The sequence below is a fragment of the Streptomyces longwoodensis genome, from assembly GCF_001514125.1.
GTDB classification, from domain to species: Bacteria; Actinomycetota; Actinomycetes; order Streptomycetales; family Streptomycetaceae; genus Streptomyces; species Streptomyces longwoodensis.
Genome location: NZ_KQ948555.1, coordinates 42,714 through 65,027 on the forward strand (window position 1 = coordinate 42,714; position 22,314 = coordinate 65,027).

Genomic DNA, 22,314 nt, shown 5'->3' on the forward strand with positions numbered 1-22,314 from the left:
CGTACCGACCCGCCCCCTCGACCGGCCGCGCCGGTCACCTGCCCGATCGACGGGCGCCGCCGGTCACTTGACCGCGCCGGCCATCACGCCCGAGACGAACTGCCGCTGGAACGCGAAGAACACGGCCAGCGGGATCACCATGGAGATGAACGCGCCCGGCGCCAGCACGTCGATGTTGTTGCCGAACTGCCGTACCTGCGTCTGCAGGGCGACCGTGATGGGCTGGCTGTCGGCGTCGGTGAACACCAGGGCGACCAGCATGTCGTTCCACACCCACAGGAACTGGAAGATCGCCAGCGACGCGACCGCCGGACCGGCCAGCGGCATCACCACCCGGAAGAACAGCCGCAGTTCACCCGCGCCGTCCAGCCGGGCCGCCTCCAGCAGCTCCCGCGGGATCTCCGCGAAGAAGTTGCGCAGCAGGAACACCGCGAACGGCAGGCCGAAGCCGGTGTGGAACAGCACCACGCCCAGGATGGAGCCGAACAGCCCGAGCTTGCCGAACAGTTCGGCGATCGGGATGAGCGCCACCTGCACCGGCACCACGAGCAGCCCGACCACGGCGAGGAACCACCAGTCGCGCCCGGGGAACTCCATCCACGCGAACGCGTAGCCCGCGAGCGAGCCCACGAGCACGACCAGGAGCGTGGCCGGGACCGTGATGAGCACGGTGTTGAGGATGGAGTTCGTGATGTCGCTGTTCTCCAGCAGCTTCTGGTAGCTGTCGAAGGTCAGCTGGGACGGCTCGCTGAACACCTTCCACCAGCCGCTCGCGCTCATCTCGTCCGGCGGGCGCAGCGAGGAGATCAGCAGACCGATCGTCGGCACCAGCCAGAACAGCCCGACGACGAGCAGGAAGACGCGTACCAGACCGCCGCCCAGCTTCTCGACGATCCGTGCGGCGAGCGACTCCCGCGCCTTGACGCCCGCCACGGGCGGCGCCGTCTTGCGGACGCTGCCGGCACTTCCGGCGTGTGTGGTCATCGCCGCACCTCCCGCCGCAGCCTGCGGATGTTGAACCACATCACCGGGATCACCAGCAGCAGCAGGAACACCGCGATGGCGCTCGCGACGCCCGGCTGGTCCTCGGAGAAGCCCTTGCGGTACAGCTCCAGGGCGAGCACGTTGGCGTCGTCCTGCGAGGAGCCCGGCGCGATGATGAAGACCAGGTCGAAGATCTTCAGGACGTTGATCATCAGCGTCACGGTGACGACCGCGAGCACGGGTGCCAGCAGCGGCACGGTGACCCGGCGGAACACCTGCCACTCGGTGGCCCCGTCGACGCGGGCCGCCTCCAGCAGCTCCCGGGGCACCCCCGCGAGGCCCGCCGCGATGAGCACCATCGCGAAGCCCGCCCACATCCAGATGTACGAGCCGATGATGGCCGGCGTGACCAGGGACGGGCCCAGCCAGTCCAATCCGTTGTACGGCTCCTTGAAGTTGCTCGCGGGCAGCCGCAGCCGCGCCCCGTCGGCCTTGGCCGGCAGGGTGAAGGTGCCGTCCCCGGCCGCCGTGGCCGACGCGACGACCTTGCCGTCCTTGACCGCCTCGATCCTCATCCCCGCGTAGCCCAGCTCCGCCGGGTCGGGCGCGCCGAGCGTGCCCACGCCCTTGCCGCGGGTGAAGTCCTGCCAGGTCGTGCCGGTGATCTTCCCCGGGTCGGCGGTGGGCGCCACCGCCTTCTTCGCGCCGTCGGGCATCTGGTCCGGGGCGACGCCGACCAGCGGCAGGGTGACCGTCCCCCCGGTGTGCACGGTCTGCCGGGTCACGAAGCCGCCGTCGCGTGCCACCAGCGGCGACTCGCGGCCCGGGTGGGCCTTCGGGAACGCCGACGACTCGGCGAACGTGTCGTGCACGCCCACCCACACCGCGTTGGCGACGCCCTTGTCGGGGTCCTGGTCGTACACCAGCCGGAAGATGATGCCGGCGGCGAGCATCGAGATCGCCATCGGCATGAAGACGACCAGCTTGAACGCCGTTCCCCAGCGCACCCGTTCGGTCAGCACCGCGAAGATCAGACCCAGCGCGGTGGTGACCGTCGGCGCGAACACCACCCAGACGATGTTGTTCTTCAGGGCGGTGCGGATGCCGTCGTCGGTGAACAGCTCCTTGTAGTTGTCGATGCCGGCGAAGCCGTCGCCGGACTGGTCGTAGAAGCTGCGCACGACCGAGTACCCGATCGGGTACACCACGAGCGCGCCCAGCAGCACCAGGGCGGGCAGCAGGAACAGCGCCGCCACGCTCCTGCGGGTGCCGGTCACGCTCTTGCGCGAACGAGGGGCGGGGGCCTTGCGGGCCCCCGCCGTTGCCGACGCCATGGCCGGATCAGCTCCCGTACGCCTTGGCCGCGTCGGCCTCCAGCTTCGCCTGGGTCCCGGCGACGTCCGACGGGTTCTTCAGGAAGTCCTGGAGGTCCTTCCACTCGCCCTTGCCGGGGGTGCCGCCGAACGCCTGCGGCGCCTGGTCGGACATGTCGAAGCGGAAGTCGTCGCCCGACTCGATCAGGGACTTGGCGATCCTGCGCTGGACGTCGTTCGGGTACGCCGCGTTGTCCACGTTCTTGTTCGGCGACAGGTACCCGCCGAGCTTCGCCTGGATCGTCGCCGCGTCCGGGGAGGCGAGGAACGTGGCGAGCGCCTGCGCGCCCTTGGAGTCCTTCAGGACGACCGCCGCGTCACCGCCGGACACCACCGGCGCGGTGCCGCCGACCGCCGGGAAGGGGAACACCTTCGCCCCGGTGCCGACCTTCTCCTTGGTGTCCGCGATGTTCACCTGGACGAAGTCGCCCTCGTAGACCATGGCCGCCTTCGGCTGGTCGCCGCCGGTGAAGGTCTGCGTCACCGACGCCGGGAACTCCACCTGCAGCGCGCCCGTCGGGCCGCCGGCGATCCAGTCCTTCTTGCCCCAGACCTGCGCGAGGGTGGTCAGCGCCTCCTTCACGGAGGGGTCCGTCCACTTGATCTTGTGCTGGGCGAGCTGGTCGTACTTCTCCGGGCCCGCCTGGGAGAGGTACACGTTCTCGAACCAGTCGGTCAGCGTCCAGCCGTCGGCGCCGCCGACGGAGAACGGCGTCACGCCCGAGTCGGACACCGTCTGGGCGGTGGACAGCAGGTCCTTCCACGTCTTCGGCTCGCTCGCGCCGGCGTTCTCGAAGACCTTGGCGTTGTACCAGACCAGCGACTTGTTGGCGGCCTTGTAGTACACGCCGTACTGCTTGCCGCCGACCTTGCCGATGTCCTGCCAGCCCTGCGAGTAGTTCTTCGCCAGCTCCGCCTGCGCCTCGGCGCCCAGCGGCTTGGCCCAGCCCCGGTCCGCGGCCTGCTTGATGGCGCCCGGCTGGGGCAGCATCGCCACGTCCGGCGGCTGTCCGCCGGCCACCTTGGAGCCGAGGAAGTTGATGATCGGGTCCTGCGCCGGGACGAAGGTGACCTTCGCGCCGGTGCGCTTCTCGAACTCCGCGAGGACCTTCTTGAAGTTGGCCTGCTCGGTGCCGGTCCACACGGCGGCGACCGACAGACTGGTGCCGTCGAGCTTGGGGAGGTTCAGGGTGCTGCCGCTCCCCTGCGCACCCGCGCTGGGGGAGGAGGAGCTGTCGCTGTCGTTGTCGTCGTCGCCGCCGCACGCGGAGAGCGTGAGCGCCAGGGCTCCCGCCAGGAGCGTGGCCGCGGCCCTCACGGTTCTGCGTGTCCGGATGGTGTTGCTGGTGCTGCGCATCACTGCCCCGTTCTTCGTCCTCGTCGAACGATCGAGCGCTGTCCCGTGGCCTCTGGTCTACGCCGGGTGCCTGGGGTCGGCAAGAGCGCGAACCGTGTCAAGCGGGCGATCGTGACCGCGTCGTGATCGCGCGGGGTCCGGGGGACTCGGGGCGCGGGCGCGGGGCGCCCTGACAGGGTGTGGGTTCGGCCGACCGTGCGACGCACCGCGCCGTACACGGACCGCCGCCACGCCACACCAGGCGCAACGGCACCGGCACCGGCACCGGGGCCACGCGCACCCGCTCGCGCCCCGCGCTACAGCAGCGACGGCACCTCCGCCGCGGCGACCTCGCGGGCCGCTCGCTCCAACGCGCTGGCCAGCAGGGCCAGGTCGGTCGGGCCGTTGCCCAGCTCGCGCACCGGGCGGCGGGCCGGCGGATCGCCCATCCGCCGCCAGTCCAGCGGCACGACCGTCGGCCGCACCGTCGCCGTACGGGGGATACGGCCCGTCACCCGGCCCCCCTGGAACGGCGTCACGCGGCCGTCCGCGCCGGTCAGCCGGCCCCGCCCGGGCGCCGGTTCGTCCGTGCCGGAGACCGGCGCGTCCAGGGTGACCCGCAGCGTCGCCCGCCGGGACGGCTCCGACTCCGCCGTACGGCCACCGGGGCCGGCCGCCGCCACCAGGTGCACGCCGAGCCGCTCGCCGTCCCGGGCCACCGCCTCCAGCGCGCGCATGACCGAGCCGGCCGCGGGCCGTCCGGGTGAGCCGAGCGCGGGGGACACCAGGGCGTCCAGGTCGTCCACGACCACCACGAGCCGGGGCAGCGCGGGCGCCGGCTCCGTGCGCGGGCGGGCCGCGGCACCGGGGCGCAGGCGCAGGGTGGAGCTGGGCGGCCCGTCCAGGTCGGCGGCGCCGCCCCCAGGGCCGCGCTGCGGGCCGATGCGGTCGGCGACCGCGCGGTGCCGGTGCCACTCCGCGAAGTCCACCCGGCCCACCAGTTCGGCCCGCCGCTTCAGCTCGGCGCTCAGCGACTGGGCGAACTCCCGCATCCGCACCGGGTCGTTGGCCGTCAGGTGGGTCGTGACGTGCGGGACGTCCGTACAGACCCGCAGCCCGTCGCCCTGCCCCGCGCCGCCCTTGCCGACGCTGTCCCGGCCGTCGATCAGCACGATGCCGAGCCGGTCGGGCCGCTCGGCGGCGGCCAGCGAGGCGACCACGGCCCGCAGCAGCTCGGTGCGGCCGCTGCCGGGCGGCCCCTCGACCAGCAGGTGCGGCCCGTCGCCGCCGAGGTCCACGCCGACCGGGCCGCGCGGGCCCGCTCCCAGCACGGCGACGGCCCGGCCGCCGAGGGCCTCCGGATCGTCGGCCGCGTCCGCCCAGCGGGCCATCAGGGACGCCGGGGTGGCGCGGGCCAGCCCCAGCTCGTCCAGCAGCCGGGCCGACGCGGGCAACGGCGTCGCCACGCGCGGGTGCCGCTCACCGGCGCCGTCCGGGCGCAGCGGGGCCAGGGCCCGGGCGAACCGCTCGGCCCAGGCCGGGGACACCGCGTCCACCGCGCCGACCGTGCCGTGGCCCACCGGGCCGGGCGGCTCGCTGCCCGGGCCGCCGGCCCGCACCACGCGCAACAGCCGCAGCGCCGTCGCCACGTCCCCGCTGAGCAGCACCACGGCCCCGCAGTGCCGGAAGGCGGGCACGGCCGCACAGGCCGCCTCGTACGTCTCGGTCACCGGGGAGGCGGGGGAGGCCGCCGCCGTCTCGGCGAGGCACAGCACGTGGATCCCGGCGGCGGGACCCTCGAGCGACAGCCGCGCCACGGCCTCCCGCAGGTCGGCACCGCCGGGGTCGCCGTCGACGACGAGGACGGTGTGGGGGCCGGGATGACCGTGCGGGGCGGCGGAGGCGTCCGCGGGGCCGTCGGCGAGCGCCCAGGAGGGGCGGCGGGCCGGGACGCCGGACGCGTGCGGGCCGGGGTGGTCGATCTGGTGGGTCGCCGGGGAGGCGGTGTCACCCGCCTCAGGGCCCTCGGCGTACGCGGCGTCCTCGGCGTGCTCGGCCGGCCGGGGCTGCCGCTGGGCGGGCAGGGGCCGCCCGGACCCGGACGGCGCGGACCGGTCTGCCCCGCGGGCGTCGGGCTCGTCGTGGGTGTCCAGCCGGCGGAGCAGCTCGTCGAGGCGCGCGCCGGCCTGCTCACGGTCGTGGGCGAGCAGCAGGCGGCAGTCCTGGCCGTGCCCGGGACGCAGGTGGGGCAGCCAGCCCAGCCAGGCCCACTCCGCCGCGCGCTCCTCGGCGGAGCGGGCGCGGTCGGTGCTGACCAGGACGATCTCCAGGGTGTCGGGGGAGTGCAGCGCGGCGAGCTGCGCCAGCACCGCACGGGCGAGCCCCGACAGCCGCTCGCGCGGACCGGCCAGGCCCAGGGCGCCCACCTCGCGCAGGTCCGTCGTCACCGGGACGGCGGGCAGCACGCCCGAGCCGCCGGGCGCGGCCCGGTCGGCCGTCCCGAGCCGCACGGTGAGCGCCTCCGGGTGCCCGGGCCCGCGCTCCCACAGACGGGGGCCGGGGCCGAGCGCCGTCAGCAGCAGCGTGGCCGGGTCGGGCCAGGTCTCCGGTGCCCCGGGCACCACGGCCGACGGCACGGGCGCGGTCTCCGCCGGGGGCACGTCGTACGGCTGCTCGTCCGGTGTGCCGGGGGCGTCGTCGCGGCCGCCGCCGGTGAGGCGCCGCGCCCACGCGGAGAGCCCGCCGCGCCGGCGCGCGGGCGGCGGTGCGTCGGTGCCGCGCAGGGGCGTCAGCTTGCGGCCGGGTCCGTCGTACGGCGTCCCGGCGGCGCCCGAGGCGTGCCCGTTCCGGATGTCGGCGGCCAGGCCCTCGAACGGGCCGAGCCCCGAGCCGCCGGCGTGGGTCGCGTCGGACGCCCCGGCGCCGCTGCCCGGGTGCGGCCCGGCGGCACCGCCGTGCCGCTCGACGGACGGGGCGCCGCCCTGGCCGGGCACCGTCGTGCCGGGGTGCGGGGCGGGCCCGCCGTGCTCGTCGGGTGAGGCCGTGCCCGGTGCGTGCGAGCGCTCGCTCCCGGTCGGGGCCGGCCCGGCCCAGCCGCCGGTGCCGTAGCCGTGTCCGGTCGGGCCGGAGGGGGAGCGGGGGGTGCCGTGGCCCGTGGGGGCGGGGCCGGGGCCGCCGGTGTCGTCGTCGGCCGGGCGGTCCTCCGGCACGCGCGCGGTGAGTCCGCCCCGGCCGCTCACCCGCCGGCTGGAGCCCGGGGCGCCGGCATCCTTGCGCGTGCCGTCGCCCCCGGTGTCGCCCGCCGTGTCCCCGGCGAGGGCCACGCGCACGTGGCCCTCGCCGTCCGGGGTGGTGGGCACCGGGCTGCCGGGGCCGCCGGGCGGGGCCAGCCGCAGGGTGGACTCGCCGATGCGCAGCAGGGCGCCCGGGGCGAAGCGCACCGGCCGGGCGGGTACGCGGGTGCCGTCCAGGGTGGTGCCGTTGGTGGAACCGAGGTCGGCGACGGTGACCCGGCCGTCGGCGGTCAGGGTCACCGCGCAGTGCAGGCGGGAGACGTCCGGGTCGTCCAGGGGGACGTCGGCGTCGGCGGAGCGGCCCACGCGCACCTGACCGCCGTGCAGCAGGTGGACCCCGCCCGCGTCCGGGCCGGCGACCACGTCGAGGCGGGCCGGGGCGTCGGCCACCTCCGGGTGCGGCTCGGGGTCGGCGGGGGCGCCCAGGGACAGCACCGCGCCGTCGACCAGCGGGGGCTCGCCCAGGGTGCAGCGCTGGACGTCCAGGCGCTCCAGGCCCGCGTAGAGCACCACCGCGCCGCCGGACGCGCTCGTCTCGCCGGAGACCGCCGTGGCGAGCGCCGACGCGACCGCGGCCAGCGCCGTGCCCGCGGGCGCCGTGACCAGCACGTCGCGGCTCGCGGTGCGGCCGCGCGCCTCGGACGCGGGTGGGCCGAGCGGGTCTACGACGGTCAGCCGGATCTGCATCGGCGTCAGCGGTCCCTTCTGCGCGGGTCTGCGCGGGCGCGGACTACCCCCCACCCCACACGAGCACGTCGGCCAGTACTCCAGGCATCCTCGCACCTGTCACCGACAACGCGCCCGCCGCCCGGGAACAAGTGATCTTGATTGGTCGGCTCTGCCCGCAAAAGTGCCTGCCAGGTGCCCCGCGGGCGACCGCTCGAGCCCCACTTGAGATCGGTCACGCCCGCTCCGGGCAACCGCCGGACCGAGCAGAGCGTCTTTCGTTCGAACATGTCCGGCGAGCCGTACGTACGACGCACGGAACCCCTCCCGACCCCTCCCGGGGCGACGCGGAACGGGTGCGGAACACCGGGCGGCACGCCGCGGACAGGCCGGTGGCGCGGACCGCGGCACTACAGTGGGTCGGAATGTAGTGGAACAGCAACGGCAAGCAGCAGGGAGCGCATGACGTGCGGCCGGTAGGGAGCAAGTACCTCCTTGAGGAGCCGTTGGGGCGCGGCGCCACGGGGACCGTGTGGCGAGCCCGTCAGCGCGAGACCGCGGGAGCCGAGGCGGCCGTGCCCGGCCAGCCCGGCGAGACGGTCGCGATCAAGGTCCTCAAGGAGGAGCTGGCGAGCGACCCCGACGTCGTGATGCGGTTCCTGCGCGAGCGCTCGGTGCTGCTGCGGCTCACCCACCCCAACATCGTCCGGGTCCGCGACCTGGTGGTCGAGGGCGATCTGCTCGCCCTGGTCATGGACCTCGTCGACGGCCCCGACCTGCACCGCTACCTGCGCGAGAACGGCCCCTTCACGCCCGTCGGCGCCGCCCTGCTGACCGCGCAGATCGCCGACGCGCTGGCCGCGAGCCACGCCGACGGCGTCGTCCACCGCGACCTGAAGCCGGCCAACGTGCTGCTGCGCCAGGGCGGCGGCGAGATGCACCCTATGCTGACCGACTTCGGCATCGCACGGCTCGCCGACTCCCCGGGCCTGACCCGCACCAGCGAGTTCGTCGGCACGCCCGCGTACGTGGCCCCGGAGTCCGCCGAGGGCCGCCCGCAGACCTCCGCCGTCGACGTCTACGGCGCCGGCATCCTGCTGTACGAGCTGGTCACCGGCCGCCCGCCGTTCTCCGGCGGGTCCGCCCTGGAGGTGCTGCACCAGCACCTGAGCGCCGAGCCGCGCCGCCCGTCGACCGTGCCCGACCCGCTGTGGACGGTCATCGAGCGCTGCCTGCGCAAGAACCCGGCCGAGCGGCCGAGCGCCCAGAACCTCGCGCGCGGGCTGCGCATCGTCGCCGAGGGCGTCGGGGTCCACGCGAACTCGATGCAGATCGCCGCCGCCGAGGGCGTCGGCCACGTCCTCGCCCCCGACCCGGCGCCCGCCGCGGTGCCGGACGCGGGCGGCGTCGCCGACCCCACCCAGGTGCTGCCGCACGGCTCGGCGGCCGGACCGGCGGGCGGCTACGACCCCAACGCCGCGACCAGCGTGCTGCCGCACACCGGCGCGCAGCCCCCCGCGGGCGCCGCGGACCCCACCGCGGTCCTGCCGCACACCGGCGCGGCCGACCCGACCGCCGTGCTGCCGCCGGTGCCGCCCGGCCAGCCGGGCCAGGGCGGGCAGCCGCCCGAGCAGCCGCACCCCTGGCAGAGCCAGCTGCGCGCCGCCCGCGACCGCAACGAGCAGACCCAGATCCAGTACCTCGACCCCGGCGAGGACCCGCTGCGCCGTCGCCCGCAGCGCCAGGTGGCCCGCCCGCAGCAGCAGCCGCGCCCGCAGCCCCAGCAGCAGCGCCCGCAGCAGGGCTACGGCCGCCAGCAGCAGCCGCAGCCGTACGCGCCGCCGCAGCACCAGCAGCCCCAGCGGTACGCCCCGCCGCCCGCGCCCCAGCCGCAGCGGCCCCAGCGGCCGGCGCCGGAGCCCCGCGAGCCGCGCCGGCGCAGCGCCAACCCGATGAAGATCCCCGGCCTCGGCTGCCTGAAGGGCTGCCTCTTCACGATCGTCATCCTGGTCGTGGCCGGCTGGATGGTCTGGGAGTTCACCCCGCTCCAGGACTGGATCGGCACCGGCAAGGGCTACTGGCAGCAGCTCGGCGACTGGTTCGACACGGTCACCGGCTGGATCGGTGACCTCGCCGACAGCGGTTCCTCCCAGTAGTCCGGTACGCCCGGTAAGGGTGCGGGCGACTCTGGGGATTTGTCGACATCCGGCGGGTGATTTCCGCCGCCGGAGTGAAGGTTGGCTCTCCGGACGCGTAGCTTTGTCGGCAACACGCGTACGTAGGAGCAGCCTTGGCACGGAAGATCGGCAGCCGGTACACCGCCCACCAGATCCTCGGGCGGGGCAGCGCCGGCACGGTGTGGCTGGGCGAGGGACCCGAGGGGCCCGTCGCCATCAAGCTGCTGCGCGAGGACCTCGCGTCCGACGAGGAGCTGGTGGGCCGCTTCGTCCAGGAGCGCACCGCCCTGCTTGGCCTGGACCACCCCAACGTCGTCTCGGTGCGCGACCTCGTCGTCGACGGCAACGACCTGGCCCTGGTGATGGACCTGGTCCGCGGCACCGACCTGCGCACCCGGCTGGACCGGGACCGCCGGCTCGCCCCCGAGGCGGCCGTGGCGATCACCGCCGACGTCGCCGAGGGACTGGCGGCGGCCCACGCGGCCGGGGTCGTCCACCGCGACGTCAAGCCGGAGAACGTGCTGCTCGACATGCAGGGCCCGCTGGGTCCCGGCGGCTCGCACCGCGCCCTGCTGACCGACTTCGGCGTGGCGAAGCTCATCGACACCCCCAAGCGCACCCGCGCCACGAAGATCATCGGCACCCCGGACTACCTCGCCCCCGAGATCGTCGAGGGCCTGCCGCCGCGCGCGGCCGTCGACATCTACGCCCTGGCCACGGTGCTGTACGAGCTGCTGGCGGGCTTCACGCCGTTCGGCGGCGGCCACCCCGGCGCGGTGCTGCGCCGGCACGTCACCGAGAGCGTCGCGCCCCTGCCCGGCATCCCGGACGAGCTGTGGCAGCTGGTCGTCCAGTGCCTCGCCAAGGCGCCCGCCTCCCGGCTGCGCGCCTCGGAGCTGGCGGCCCGGCTGCGCGAGCAGCTGCCGACGCTCGCCGGGATGCCGCCGCTGGACGTGGACGAGCCGGACACCGAGACGGACGACGAGCCGGAGGCGGTCCCGGTCCCGGGCGCCGTGGCCGCCGAGCCCGCCGCACGCGCGCGGCGCGGCGCGGTGCCCCTGGTGCCCGGCGCCAAGCCCGACTCCAACCGCGACACCCACACCTCGATGCGGGTGCCCGCCCCGGACGAGCTGGCCGGCGGCGCCCACGGCACCGCCCGCGTCCCCCGGGCGGCGGGCGCCCCCCGCCCCGGCTCGGCCCGCAACCGCGCCACCACGCGGCGCCGCCGCCTGGTCCTGGCCGCGGCGGCGGTGGTCCTCGCGGCCGCGGCGGGCGTCGGCACCTGGCTCGCCACCTCCGGCGACGACGCCGACGCGAGCCCCTCCCGGCCGACCTCGTCGGCCCCCGCCGCCCCGTCCGCCCCCTGACCCCGCGCCCCTGACCTCCCGGTCGGTGCCCTCCCCGGGCCTCCCGGCCGCCACCGGCGCTCCCCGCCGGGCGGAGCCGTTACGCTGGGGGTGTGGCAGTCGTCGACGTATCCGAAGAGCTCAAGTCCCTCTCCTCGACCATGGAGTCGATCGAGGCCGTTCTGGACCTCGACAGGATGAGGGCAGACATCGCCGTGCTCGAGGAGCAGGCGGCCGCGCCGTCCCTGTGGGACAACCCGGACGAGGCGCAGAAGATCACAAGCAAGCTGTCCCACCTCCAGGCGGAGGTGAGGAAGACCGAGGCGCTGCGCTCGCGGATCGACGATCTCGCCGTGCTCTTCGAGATGGCCGAGGAGGAGGACGACCCGGACACCCGTGCCGAGGCCGAGTCCGAGCTCGCCGCCGTCAGGAAGGCCCTGGACGAGATGGAGGTCCGGACGCTGCTGAGCGGGGAGTACGACTCCCGCGAGGCCCTGGTGAACATCCGCGCCGAGGCCGGTGGCGTCGACGCCGCCGACTTCGCCGAGAAGCTGCAGCGGATGTACCTGCGCTGGGCGGAGCAGAAGGGCTACAAGACCGAGCTCATCGAGACCTCGTACGCGGAGGAGGCCGGCATCAAGTCGACCACCTTCGCCGTGCAGGTGCCGTACGCCTACGGCACCCTCTCGGTCGAGCAGGGCACCCACCGCCTGGTGCGGATCTCCCCCTTCGACAACCAGGGGCGCCGCCAGACGTCGTTCGCCGGCGTGGAGGTCCTGCCCGTCGTCGAGCAGTCCGACCACGTCGAGATCGACGAGTCCGAGCTGCGCATCGACGTCTACCGGTCCTCCGGTCCCGGCGGCCAGGGCGTCAACACCACCGACTCGGCGGTGCGCATCACCCACCTGCCGACCGGCATCGTCGTCTCCTGCCAGAACGAGCGGTCGCAGATCCAGAACAAGGCCACCGCGATGAACGTCCTCCAGGCCAAGCTGCTCGAGCGGCGCCGGCAGGAGGAGCAGGCCAAGATGGACGCGCTCAAGGGCGACGGCGGCAACTCCTGGGGCAACCAGATGCGTTCGTACGTCCTGCACCCGTACCAGATGGTCAAGGACCTGCGCACCGAGTTCGAAGTGGGCAACCCCGAGGCCGTGTTCAACGGAGAGATCGACGGGTTCCTCGAGGCCGGCATTCGCTGGCGCAAGCAGCGCGAGAAGTAGCCATGTCGACAAGCCAACCGCCCTCACGCAGGGGCGGTTGGCTTATGTCTGGGTTTTACATCACACTCACGGCCTCAAGAACCGGCCATTGCGTACGCAGGGGGACATTGCGCGCGCAACGGCCTTGACGCTGCTGTGAAAACTCGGAAGGGTGAAGCGTGGCATGCGTATCTTTGGGGCGCATGTGAACCGGGGGGCTTCGCATTTTCTCGCTACCTCCGTCGATCACGGCCCCGAGCGCGGCCTCTTCGACGATCAGCTACTGGGGGTAGCAGCCTTATGACCAACAAGACGCGCGTCCGCATCGCGCGCATCGCCGCGGGCGCCGTGATCGCCGCGGGCGCCTCGCTGACGGTCGCGGGCGTGGCGCAGGCCAACGGTTCCGACGGCCTCGTCTCGACCGGCGACACCACCGACGTCACCACGCAGACGCAGGACGACCCGTGCCCGATCGGCGTCTGCACCGACGCGTCGACGACGACCACGACGTCCATCGGCGGCGACGACTCGACGAGCTCGACCTCGTCCATCGGCGGGGACGACTCGACGAGCTCGACCTCCTCCATCGGCGGGGACGACTCGACGAGCTCGACCTCCTCCATCGGTGGCGACGACTCGACGAGTTCGACCTCGTCCATCGGCGGGGACGACTCCTCCAGCTCGACCACCACGTCGGGCGGGAACGACTCCTCCAGCTCGACCACCAACGGTGGGAACGGCAACGGCGGCTCGAACGGCAACGGCAACTCGGGCGGCAACTCGAACTCGGGCGGTAACTCGACCTCGGGCGGCAACGGCACCTCGGGTGGCAACGGCACCTCGGGCGGCAACTCCTCCACCTCCGGTGGCAACGGCACCTCGGGCGGCAACTCCTCCACCTCCGGTGGCGCCGCCAGCGGCTCGAGCGGTTCTACCGGCTCGACCGGCTCCGGCACCACCCCCGACGGCACCTCCGCCCAGGAGGCCGGGAGCTCGGCGCTGACCGACACCTCGGACGCCACGGCCGCCGACACCACCGCCCAGGGCGGTGGCAAGCAGCTCGCCGAGACCGGTGCCGGGGAGACCACCTTCCTGGTCATCGGCGCCGCGACGATGATCGCCGGCGGCGTCGGCTTCCGCATCCTCCCGCGCCTGGTCGCGGGCCGCGGCGGAGCCGCTGCCTGACGGTAGCCACGACCGCACGCACCGTGTGCGCGTGACGTGACAGGAAGAGGCCCGGAGCGCTCGCTCCGGGCCTCTTCGCCGTCGGTGGGGTCGGGCTACGCGGTCTGGTGGGCCAGCAGCGCCACCGCTGCCACCAGCACCGCCAGCAGCGCGATGAGGGCCGCCGGGTTCAGGCCCGCCAGAAAGCTCTCCTGTTGCAGCCGCTCGCGGTTCGCACGGCACACGGGGCACCGGCCTTCGCTCACGGGCGCCGCGCAGTTCGCGCACACCAGCCGGTCGTACGTCATGCGCCTCGCCCTCCTCGCACCCGGTTTCTGCTCGGTACAACGCTCACGGAAACGCGAACGTTCCCCTCCCACTGTGCCAGGTTCCCGCTCGACGCGCTCTGGGGTGCCGGACGAAGGCGGCGTCCCCTTTCCCCACGGGCCACCGTACAAAACCGCACAAGCACGCCCCAACCCCGTACGGCGCCTGCGCTCGCGCACCGGGTTCGCGTATGGTCACGCTCATCTACCCCCGGCGACCCGTGGTGCACCGTGATCCGATTCGACAACGTCTCCAAGGTCTACCCCAAGCAGACCCGACCCGCGCTCAGGGATGTCTCCCTCGAGGTGGAGAAGGGCGAGTTCGTGTTCCTCGTCGGGTCCTCCGGCTCCGGCAAGTCCACCTTCCTGCGGCTGGTCCTCCGCGAGGAGCGGTGCAGCCACGGCCAGGTGCACGTCCTGGGCAAGGACCTCGCGCGCCTCTCCAACTGGAAGGTGCCGCAGATGCGCCGCCAGCTGGGGACCGTGTTCCAGGACTTCCGCCTGCTGCCGAACAAGACGGTCGCGGAGAACGTGGCCTTCGCGCAGGAGGTGATCGGCAAGTCCCGCGGTGAGATCCGCAAGTCCGTGCCGCAGGTGCTCGACCTGGTCGGGCTCGGCGGCAAGGAGGACCGGATGCCGGGCGAGCTGTCCGGCGGTGAGCAGCAGCGCGTCGCCATCGCGCGGGCCTTCGTCAACCGCCCGAAGCTGCTGATCGCCGACGAGCCCACCGGCAACCTCGACCCGCAGACCTCGGTCGGCATCATGAAGCTGCTGGACCGGATCAACCGGACCGGCACGACCGTGGTGATGGCCACGCACGACCAGAACATCGTGGACCAGATGCGCAAGCGCGTCATCGAGCTGGAGAAGGGCCGCCTCGTCCGCGACCAGGCACGCGGCGTCTACGGCTACCAGCACTGAGACCGCCCGGCTCCTCGCTCGCGTTCCACGGAAAGGTTTGACCCGCCGCCATGCGCGCCCAGTTCGTTCTGTCCGAGATCGGTGTCGGACTCCGCCGCAACCTCACGATGACGTTCGCCGTCATCGTCTCCGTCGCCCTGTCGCTCGCGCTGTTCGGCGGGTCGCTCCTGATGAGCGACCAGGTCAACACCATGAAGGGCTACTGGTACGACAAGGTCAACGTCTCGGTGTTCCTCTGCAACAAGAGCGACGCCGAGTCCGACCCCAACTGCGCCAAGGGCGCGGTCACCGAGGACCAGAAGAAGGAAATCCAAACCGACCTCAAGAAGATGGCCGTGGTCGACACGGTCACCTACGAGTCGCAGGACGAGGCGTACAAGCACTACAAGCAGCAGTTCGGCGACTCCCCGCTGGCCAGTTCGCTCACCCCGGACCAGATGCAGGAGTCGTACCGGATCAAGCTGAAGGACCCGGAGAAGTACCAGGTCATCGCGACCGCCTTCGACGGGCGGGACGGCGTGCAGTCGGTGCAGGACCAGAAGGGCATCCTGGACAACCTCTTCGGGCTGCTCAACGGCATGAACTGGGCCGCGCGGATGGTGATGGCGCTGATGCTGGTGGTCGCGCTGATGCTGATCGTCAACACCGTGCGCGTCTCCGCGTTCAGCCGGCGGCGCGAGACCGGGATCATGCGCCTGGTCGGCGCCTCGGGCTTCTACATCCAGGCGCCGTTCATCGCCGAGGCGGCGGTCGCCGGGCTCATCGGCGGCGGGGTGGCCTGCGGGTTCCTGGTGGTCGCGCGGTACTTCATCATCGACCACGGCCTCGCGCTGTCGCAGAAGCTGAACCTCATCAACTTCATCGGCTGGGACGCCGTGTTGACGAAGCTGCCGCTGATCCTCGCGACGAGCCTGCTGATGCCCGCGCTGGCCGCGTTCTTCGCGTTGCGCAAGTACCTGAAGGTGTGACGCACACCAAAAGGGGCCGTACGGACAAGACGCCCTTCGGCCCCGTGCGTTCGCCTAGACTCGCCGCCATGTCGGGTCGAGACCTGTTCTGTCAGCCCCGCCGCTTCGGCCGCGGGGCCGCCCTGACATTGGTGTTCGCCAGTGTGCTGGTCGCCGGCGCCGCCACCGGGTCGCTGCCCGGCGACGCCGACGGCCCGGGGGAGACCGGGAGTTCGCGGCCGGCCGCCGCGCCGGGCAGCCGCCACGACGCGGTCGCCCGGGCCGCCGCCGAGGCCATGGCCGAGGGCAAGTCCCCCACGGAGGCCGCCGAGCGGGCCGTCAGCCGCAGCGGGGACCGCTGGGGCGCCGTCTACTCCCCGGGCGAGTACGAGGAGTTCGAGGACGCCCTCGACGGCCGCTACACCGGCGTCGGCCTGTGGGCGCGGCGCGAGCGCGACGGCCGCATCGAGGTCACCAAGGTGCAGGGCGGTTCGCCGGCCGCCGCCGCGGGGATCCGCACGGGCGACCGGCTGCGCAGCATCGACGGGCGGGCCGTGGACGGGCTGCCGGTCACCGAGGTCGTCTCCCTGCTGCGCGGCGACACCACCGGCGAGGCGGCCGGTACGACGGTCACCCTCGGTCTGGAGCGCGGCACGCGCGCGTGGCGCGAGACGCTGCGCCGGGCCCGCCTGTCGACCGACTCGGTCACCGTGCAGCGGCTCGCCGGGGGCGTCACGGTGATCAGGATCGCCGCGTTCACCAAGGGCGTCGGCGACACCGTGCGCACCGCGGTGCACCGGGCCCCGGCCGGCGAGGGGATCGTGCTGGACCTGCGCGGCAACTCCGGCGGCCTGGTCACCGAGGCCGTGACCAGCGCGTCCGCGTTCCTCGACGGCGGCCTGGTCGCCACCTACGACGTGGACGGCGAGCAGCGCGCCCTGCACGCCGAGGGCGGCGGGGACACCGCCCGGCCGCTGGTGGCGGTCGTGGACGGCGGCACGATGAGCGCGGCCGAGCTGCTGACCGGTGCTCTGAAGGACCGGGGGCGGGCGGTCGTGGTGGGGTCGCGCACCTTCGGCAAGGGCTCGGTGCAGATGCCGAGCCGGCTGCCCGACGGCTCGGTCGCCGAGCTGACCGTCGGCCACTACCGGACCCCCTCGGGCCGGACGGTCGACGGTCAGGGCATCGCCCCGGACCTGGAGGCCGACCACGACGTCCTGCACCGGGCCGAGACGGTCCTCGGCGGCCTGGGCGAGTAGCCCCGCCCGGCCGCTCCGCTCGGCCGCCGCGCCGGGGCCGTCCACCCCGCCGGTGTCAATGGCTTCCCGTCCGCCCCCCGCGTAGTGCGAAAATGGTCGGCACTATGGCTAAGGAAAAAGGGCGCAAGCTGATCGCCCAGAACAAGAAGGCGCGGCACGACTACCTCATCATCGACACCTACGAGGCCGGCCTGGTGCTCATGGGGACCGAGGTGAAGTCGCTGCGCCAGGGGCGGGCCTCGCTCGTGGACGGCTTCGTGCAGCTCGACGGGCACGAGGCGTGGCTCTACAACGTGCACGTCCCGGAGTACAGCCAGGGCACCTGGACCAACCACAGCGCGCGCCGCAAGCGCAAGCTGCTGCTGCACCGCGCGGAGATCGACAAGCTGGAGTCCAAGGTGCAGGAGACGGGCCACACCATCGTGCCCCTGGCGCTGTACTTCAAGGACGGCCGGGCCAAGGTCGAGATCGCGCTGGCCAAGGGCAAGAAGGAGTACGACAAGCGCCAGACCCTGCGGGAGAAGCAGGACCGCCGCGAGGCCGACCGCGCGATGTCGGCCGTCCGCCGCAAGCAGCGCGCGTAGGCTGCCCGCCGCGGGGGAATACGGTGGCATCGACGGACGTTGGTCACGTACGATGGCACCTGCACCTCACAGCGGGTGCGCGGATTGAAAAATCAACATGGGGATGATCGGTTTCGACAGCGGCTGTCGAAGCAGGGGAAGCGTGTCGAGGAAGCGGCCATGATCTCGTAAACCACAGGCCGAAAAAAATAATCGCCACTATCAAGAGCGATTCTCCCAAGGCGGAGCAGTTCGCCCTCGCTGCCTGATCAGGTAGCGAGCGAACTGCCCCCTTACTCAAGGGAGTGTCAGCCCGGGGCTGTTCCCGACCCGGTTCCTGGCATCAGCTAGGGAACTAAACCTCGATCCCGGTCACGGGGTGAAGAGGGAAATCAGACAGTGACTGAGCCCGTCGGAGACTTGTCCGCGTGATCTCCGGGGCTGAGAAAAGCGCAGCGGACTGCACACGGAGAAGCCCTGATTCCGCACCGTTGGACGCGGGTTCGATTCCCGCCATCTCCACTCCCCATGAGAAGGCCCGGTGGCACCCACCACCGGGCCTTCGTCGTGTCCGCGGCGGTTCAGGCGGCGCGCCGCACGGCCCGCGCCGAGCCGATCACGAACGCCACCCCCGCCGCCGCCACCGGCACCACGAATCCCGTGGTCGGAGCGGCGTGTTCGGCGATCCAGCCACCGCTCGCCGAGCCGCACGCGATCCCCGCGAGCAGCGCGGTGACCATCAGGCTCAGCCCCTCGTTCAGCCGCCCCGCGGGCACCCGGCCCTGGAGCACGGTCATCGCCGTGACCATCGTCGGCGCGGTCGCCATCCCCGCCACCAGCAGCGCGAGCGCCAGCAGCGGCAGCGAGCCCGCGGTACGGGCGCTCAGCCAGGGCAGGCCCATCAGCACCGTCATCGCCAGCAGGCACCACGGCAGGCGCCGCTCGGCCGGTCCGGCCGGCTTCAGCGCGCCGTACAGCAGGCCGGCCGCGCACGAACCGGCCGCCTGGAGCATCAGCACCACCCCGGCCGCGCCCCGGTGGCCGAGCCCGTCGGCGTAGGCGACGGTGACGACCTCCATCGAACCGAACACCGCGCCCGTCGCCAGGAACCCCACCAGCAGCGGCGGCACGCCCGCGACCCGCAGCGGCGAGGCCGACGCGCGGTCCGCCGGGCGCGGCGGCGGCTCGGTCGCCCGCTGCGCCGCGAACAGCAGGATGCCCACCAGCAGCAGCGACGCCGCCACCAGCAGCCCCGCCTCCGGGGCGACCGCCGTGCACAGGAAGGCGGCGAGCACCGGGCCCAGCATGTAGCAGAGCTCGTCCACGGCCTGCTCGAAGGAGTTCGCCGTGTGCAGGGCGGCCGCGTCCCCGTCCAGCAGGTGCGCCCAGCGGGCCCGGGCCATGCCCCCGGTGTTCGGCGTGGTCGCGGTCGTGGCGTACGCGGCAAACAGGGTCCAGTCCGGCGCCCCGTAGTGCACGCACAGCACCAGGGCGAGGCTGCCCAGCACCACGCACAGCGCGGCCGGCACCGCGATCCGGGCCTGTCCGTGCCGGTCGACGAGCCGCGCGACCCACGGCCCGGCCAGCGCGGACGCCGCCAGCCCGGTCGCGCCGACGACCCCGGCCAGGGCGTACGAGCCGCGGGTGCCGGCGATCATCACGATGGTGCTCATCCCGACCATGCCCGCGGGCAGCCGGGCGATCAGGTTCCCCGCGACGAAGGCGCGGGCGCCCGGCCGGGCGAGCAGCCGCCGGTAGGGGCCCGGCGGACGGGCCGCGCGGGGGCGGAAGTCGACGGTGACCAGGGTGTCGGCGGTGAGGGTGGGGAAGAGGCGGGACGGTGTGCGGGCCGGCTGGTCCCGGCGCATCGACGGTGGCATGACCCCAGGCTCGGGCCGGGGTGATCACCGGGTCCAACACCTGTCCCGCACCGATTGACACACCCGCGTTGTAAATTCGCGGGATGTCCGGGACACCCGCCCCCCTCGACCCCCGTCTGCTGCGCGCCTTCCTCGCCGTCGCCGAGGAACTGCACTTCACGCGCGCCGCGGCCCGCCTGTACGTCGCCCAGCAGGCCCTCAGCCGTGACGTACGGCGGCTGGAGCGGGAGTTGGGCGCGGACCTGTTCCTGCGGACCACCCGCCAGGTCACGCTGACACCGGACGGCGAGCGGCTGGTGCCGTACGCGCGCCGGGTGCTGGCGGCGCAGGACGACCTGCTCGCGGCGTTCCGGCAGGCCCGCCCGCTGCTGGTGGACCTCAACTCGCCGGGCCTGGTCACCGGCCGCGCGGTGCTGCACCTGGCCCGCGAACTCGCCCCGGAACTGGAGCTGATGGCCCGCTTCGAGAGCGGGCTGACCTGGGCCGCGGCGGAGATCGCGGCGGGTCGGCTGGACGCGTCGTTCGGCCGTTACGCGGGCCTGGACCCGGCGCTGCGGGCGGCGCTTGACCACCAGCCCGTGCGCCACGAGCCGATGGCCGTCCTGCTGCCCGAACACCACCGGCTGGCCGCGCTGGAGGAGGTGCCGCTGGACGCGCTCGCCGGGGAGCGGGTGTACGCGGGCGCCGGGAACCCGCGCACCCGGGAGTGGACGGACCTCGCCCACCGGCTGTTCCAGGGCCGCGGCATCGAGGTGGCGCCGCCCGCGCCGCTCGCCATCGGTGACGAGGAGTTCCGCCGCATCATCGAGAAGTCGGGCGACCCGGTCCTCGTGGTGGTGGGCTTCCCGGCCCTGCCCGGCACCGTGCTGCGGCCGCTCGTCGACCCGGTGCCGCTGTCCCCGGTCTCGCTGGTCTGGCGCAAGGGGCTGGTCCACCCCGGCCTCGACGCACTGCGGCGGGCGGCGGCGCGGCTCACGGCCGAGAGGTCGTGGCTCCGGGTACCCGCCACCGCGTGGATCCCGGCGGTGGACAGGGACGGGGCCTCGGCCGGCACATGACGCACCGCGTGACGCACCGCGCGGCGCACCGGCCACCACGCCCGTGGCGCGCCCGCCGTCACGCCCGCGTCGCGGCGCGGACCACCGCCGACACGGCGGCCGTGGCGGCGAGGCTGCCCAGCATGACCAGGGTGACGCCCACCATGAACAGGCCGCTGGCGTCGTCGGACCAGTCCCCGTAGGCGGCGACGGTCAGGCCGACGGTCGTGCCGGCGACGGCCGCGGCCACGTGGTGCCGGGACGCGGCCCAGTACACGGGCACCAGCAGGCTCAGCACGAGCCCGCCCACCTGCCACGCCTCGTACGGCCCGGTCGTCGAACCGTCGGGCTGCACGTCCCGCTGCTGGTCCCACCCCAGCCAGGCGGCCCACAGCGCGCACGACACCCCGGCGAGGACCAGGGCGGGGAACAGCCGGGGCACGGGTCTCAGAAGTCCTTGGCTCATGCGGCCAGCCTTCCGCGGGGCCGGTCCGCGGAACAGGGCGCGGATACTCAGACCGACCCGAGTACGTCGGCCCTGGCCCGGCGTGCGCCGAGCCCTCACGCGCCCGCGTACTTCGCGTCCGTGGCCGGGTCCAGGGCCAGGCGGTAGCCGCGTTTGACCACCGTCTGGATCAGCTTCGGGGAGCCCAGGGCCGTGCGCAGGCGGGCCATCGCCGTCTCCACGGCGTGCTCGTCGCGGCCCGCGCCGGGCAGGGCGCGCAGCAGGTCGGCGCGCGGGACGACCCAGCCGGGGCGGCGGGACAGGGCCCGCAGGAGGGACATGCCGGCCGGGGGGACCGGCTTGAGCTCGCCGTCCAGGAGGACCGCGTGGCCGCGGATCTCCATGTGGTGGCCGGCCACCGGCAACGAGCGGGCCCGGGACGGGAGTTCCTGGCAGAGCAGCTGCACCAGCGGGCCGAGGCGGAAGCGGTCCGGCTGCACGGTGTCCACGCCGCGCGCCTGCAGCGGCAGCGCGGTGACCGGTCCCACGCAGGCGGGCACCACGTCGTGGTGGAACGCGGCCAGCAGGCCGGTCAGCAGGCCCCGTTCCTCCGCGCGGGACAGCAGGGAGGCGGCCGCGGGCGCGCTGGTGAAGGTGACCGCGTCCAGGCCGCGCGCCACCGTGGCGTCCAGCAGCCGGTCCAGCGGCCCGATGTCCTCCGGCGGCATCCACCGGTACACGGGCACGCCCACCACCTCGGCCCCGCCCTCCCGCAGCGCCTCCACGAACCCGGGCAGCGGCTCCCCGTGCAGCTGGACGGCGATGCGGCGGCCGTCGACGCCCTCCTCCAGGAGCCGGTCGAGCACCTCGGCCAGCGACTCGCTGGACGGCGACCACTCCTCGGTCAGCCCGGCGGCCCGTACCGCGCCCTTGACCTTGGGCCCGCGGGCCAGCAGCTCGACCGCGCGCAGCCGGGCCAGCAGGGCCTCGCCGAGCCCCCACCCGTCGGCGGCCTCGATCCAGCCGCGGAAGCCGATGGCGGTCGTGGCGACGACCACGTCCGGTGCCCGGTCGATGAGCTGCTGGGTCGCCGCGAGCAGCTCCCCGTCGTCGGCGAGCGGCACGATCCGCAGGGCGGGGGCGTGCTGGACGGCCGCGCCGCGCCGCTGGAGCAGGGCCCCGAGTTCGTCGGCCCGGCGCGCGGCCGTCACGCCCACGGTGAACCCGGCCAGGGGCCCGTGGTCCGGTCGCTGCTGTTCCTCGTACATGGCGTCGTCCCGCATTCCAGTGGTCGTCGTGCCGCGGACACCAGGAGGATGCCGCAGTGCCGCAGTGCCCGCATGCCGATCGAGCCTGTCAACGGCGCGTGACAGGCTCGGTTCGGCTCGATGTCGCCGG

General features: G+C 73.9%; 17 protein-coding genes and 1 other RNA gene. 10 read left to right on the forward strand and 8 right to left on the reverse strand.

The window, feature by feature from the left end:
- Positions 1-63: 63 nt before the first annotated feature.
- From AQJ30_RS20045 to AQJ30_RS20060, 4 genes are all read right to left on the reverse strand, one after another.
- Positions 64-984, reverse strand: coding sequence for a carbohydrate ABC transporter permease (locus AQJ30_RS20045; RefSeq protein WP_067235885.1), 921 nt, complete (start codon positions 982-984; stop codon positions 64-66).
- The gene (locus tag AQJ30_RS20050; RefSeq protein WP_067235887.1) at positions 981-2,318 is read right to left on the reverse strand and encodes a carbohydrate ABC transporter permease; all 1,338 of its coding nucleotides are present in this window, start codon (positions 2,316-2,318) and stop codon (positions 981-983) included. The genes AQJ30_RS20045 and AQJ30_RS20050 overlap by 4 nt, the downstream gene beginning before the upstream one ends.
- Before the next feature lie 7 nt (positions 2,319-2,325).
- Positions 2,326-3,714 carry an ABC transporter substrate-binding protein gene (locus AQJ30_RS20055; RefSeq protein WP_067235889.1) on the reverse strand — a complete coding sequence of 463 codons (1,389 nt, stop codon included), beginning with the start codon at positions 3,712-3,714 and terminating at the stop codon, positions 2,326-2,328.
- Positions 3,715-4,010: 296 nt separating this feature from the next.
- Positions 4,011-7,673, reverse strand: coding sequence for an FHA domain-containing protein (locus tag AQJ30_RS20060; RefSeq protein WP_067235892.1), 3,663 nt, complete (start codon positions 7,671-7,673; stop codon positions 4,011-4,013).
- Positions 7,674-8,119: 446 nt separating this feature from the next.
- Between AQJ30_RS20060 and AQJ30_RS20065 the strand changes: the two genes are divergently transcribed.
- The 4 genes from AQJ30_RS20065 to AQJ30_RS20080 all read left to right on the forward strand — a co-directional run bounded on the left by AQJ30_RS20065 (position 8,120) and on the right by AQJ30_RS20080 (position 13,559).
- Complete coding sequence (locus tag AQJ30_RS20065) at positions 8,120-9,808, forward strand: serine/threonine-protein kinase (protein WP_067235895.1); 1,689 nt, start codon at positions 8,120-8,122, stop codon at positions 9,806-9,808.
- Between the two features lie 134 nt (positions 9,809-9,942).
- On the forward strand, positions 9,943-11,196 hold the full coding sequence (locus AQJ30_RS20070) for a serine/threonine-protein kinase (protein WP_067235898.1): 1,254 nt from the start codon (positions 9,943-9,945) through the stop codon (positions 11,194-11,196).
- A gap of 92 nt (positions 11,197-11,288) precedes the next feature.
- Complete coding sequence (gene prfB / locus AQJ30_RS20075) at positions 11,289-12,395, forward strand: peptide chain release factor 2 (RefSeq protein WP_067235901.1); 1,107 nt, start codon at positions 11,289-11,291, stop codon at positions 12,393-12,395.
- 279 nt (positions 12,396-12,674) lie between these two features.
- Positions 12,675-13,559, forward strand: a complete 885-nt coding sequence (locus AQJ30_RS20080) for a hypothetical protein (protein WP_067235905.1) — start codon at positions 12,675-12,677, stop codon at positions 13,557-13,559.
- 95 nt (positions 13,560-13,654) lie between these two features.
- Here AQJ30_RS20080 and AQJ30_RS20085 read toward each other — a convergent pair whose 3' ends face one another.
- Positions 13,655-13,846, reverse strand: a complete 192-nt coding sequence (locus tag AQJ30_RS20085; protein ID WP_067235908.1) for a hypothetical protein — start codon at positions 13,844-13,846, stop codon at positions 13,655-13,657.
- 249 nt (positions 13,847-14,095) lie between these two features.
- Between AQJ30_RS20085 and ftsE the strand changes: the two genes are divergently transcribed.
- The 5 genes from ftsE (at position 14,096) to ssrA (ending at position 18,079) form a co-directional block, all read left to right on the forward strand.
- Positions 14,096-14,785: a cell division ATP-binding protein FtsE gene (ftsE, locus tag AQJ30_RS20090; protein ID WP_067235911.1), complete on the forward strand. Its 690-nt coding sequence runs from the start codon at positions 14,096-14,098 to the stop codon at positions 14,783-14,785.
- 50 nt (positions 14,786-14,835) lie between these two features.
- The gene (gene ftsX / locus AQJ30_RS20095) at positions 14,836-15,753 is read left to right on the forward strand and encodes a permease-like cell division protein FtsX (protein ID WP_067235914.1); all 918 of its coding nucleotides are present in this window, start codon (positions 14,836-14,838) and stop codon (positions 15,751-15,753) included.
- A 68-nt stretch (positions 15,754-15,821) separates the two neighbouring features.
- On the forward strand, positions 15,822-16,991 hold the full coding sequence (locus AQJ30_RS20100; protein WP_079084158.1) for a S41 family peptidase: 1,170 nt from the start codon (positions 15,822-15,824) through the stop codon (positions 16,989-16,991).
- 104 nt (positions 16,992-17,095) lie between these two features.
- Positions 17,096-17,575 (forward strand): SsrA-binding protein SmpB, encoded by a 480-nt coding sequence (gene smpB / locus AQJ30_RS20105; protein ID WP_067235920.1) that lies wholly within the window; start codon positions 17,096-17,098, stop codon positions 17,573-17,575.
- 99 nt (positions 17,576-17,674) lie between these two features.
- Positions 17,675-18,079, forward strand: a transfer-messenger RNA (tmRNA) gene (ssrA, locus tag AQJ30_RS20110).
- Between the two features lie 56 nt (positions 18,080-18,135).
- Here the strand turns inward: ssrA and AQJ30_RS20115 are convergent.
- Positions 18,136-19,434 (reverse strand): MFS transporter, encoded by a 1,299-nt coding sequence (locus AQJ30_RS20115; protein ID WP_067235922.1) that lies wholly within the window; start codon positions 19,432-19,434, stop codon positions 18,136-18,138.
- A gap of 83 nt (positions 19,435-19,517) precedes the next feature.
- Between AQJ30_RS20115 and AQJ30_RS20120 the strand changes: the two genes are divergently transcribed.
- A complete protein-coding gene (locus AQJ30_RS20120) occupies positions 19,518-20,492 on the forward strand; it encodes a LysR family transcriptional regulator (RefSeq protein WP_067235925.1) in 975 nt (324 codons plus the stop codon).
- A 58-nt stretch (positions 20,493-20,550) separates the two neighbouring features.
- Here the strand turns inward: AQJ30_RS20120 and AQJ30_RS20125 are convergent, their stop codons facing one another.
- Positions 20,551-20,937 carry a hypothetical protein gene (locus AQJ30_RS20125; protein WP_067235928.1) on the reverse strand — a complete coding sequence of 129 codons (387 nt, stop codon included), beginning with the start codon at positions 20,935-20,937 and terminating at the stop codon, positions 20,551-20,553.
- Between the two features lie 95 nt (positions 20,938-21,032).
- Complete coding sequence (locus tag AQJ30_RS20130; protein ID WP_067236561.1) at positions 21,033-22,184, reverse strand: uroporphyrinogen-III synthase; 1,152 nt, start codon at positions 22,182-22,184, stop codon at positions 21,033-21,035.
- Positions 22,185-22,314: the final 130 nt, after the last annotated feature.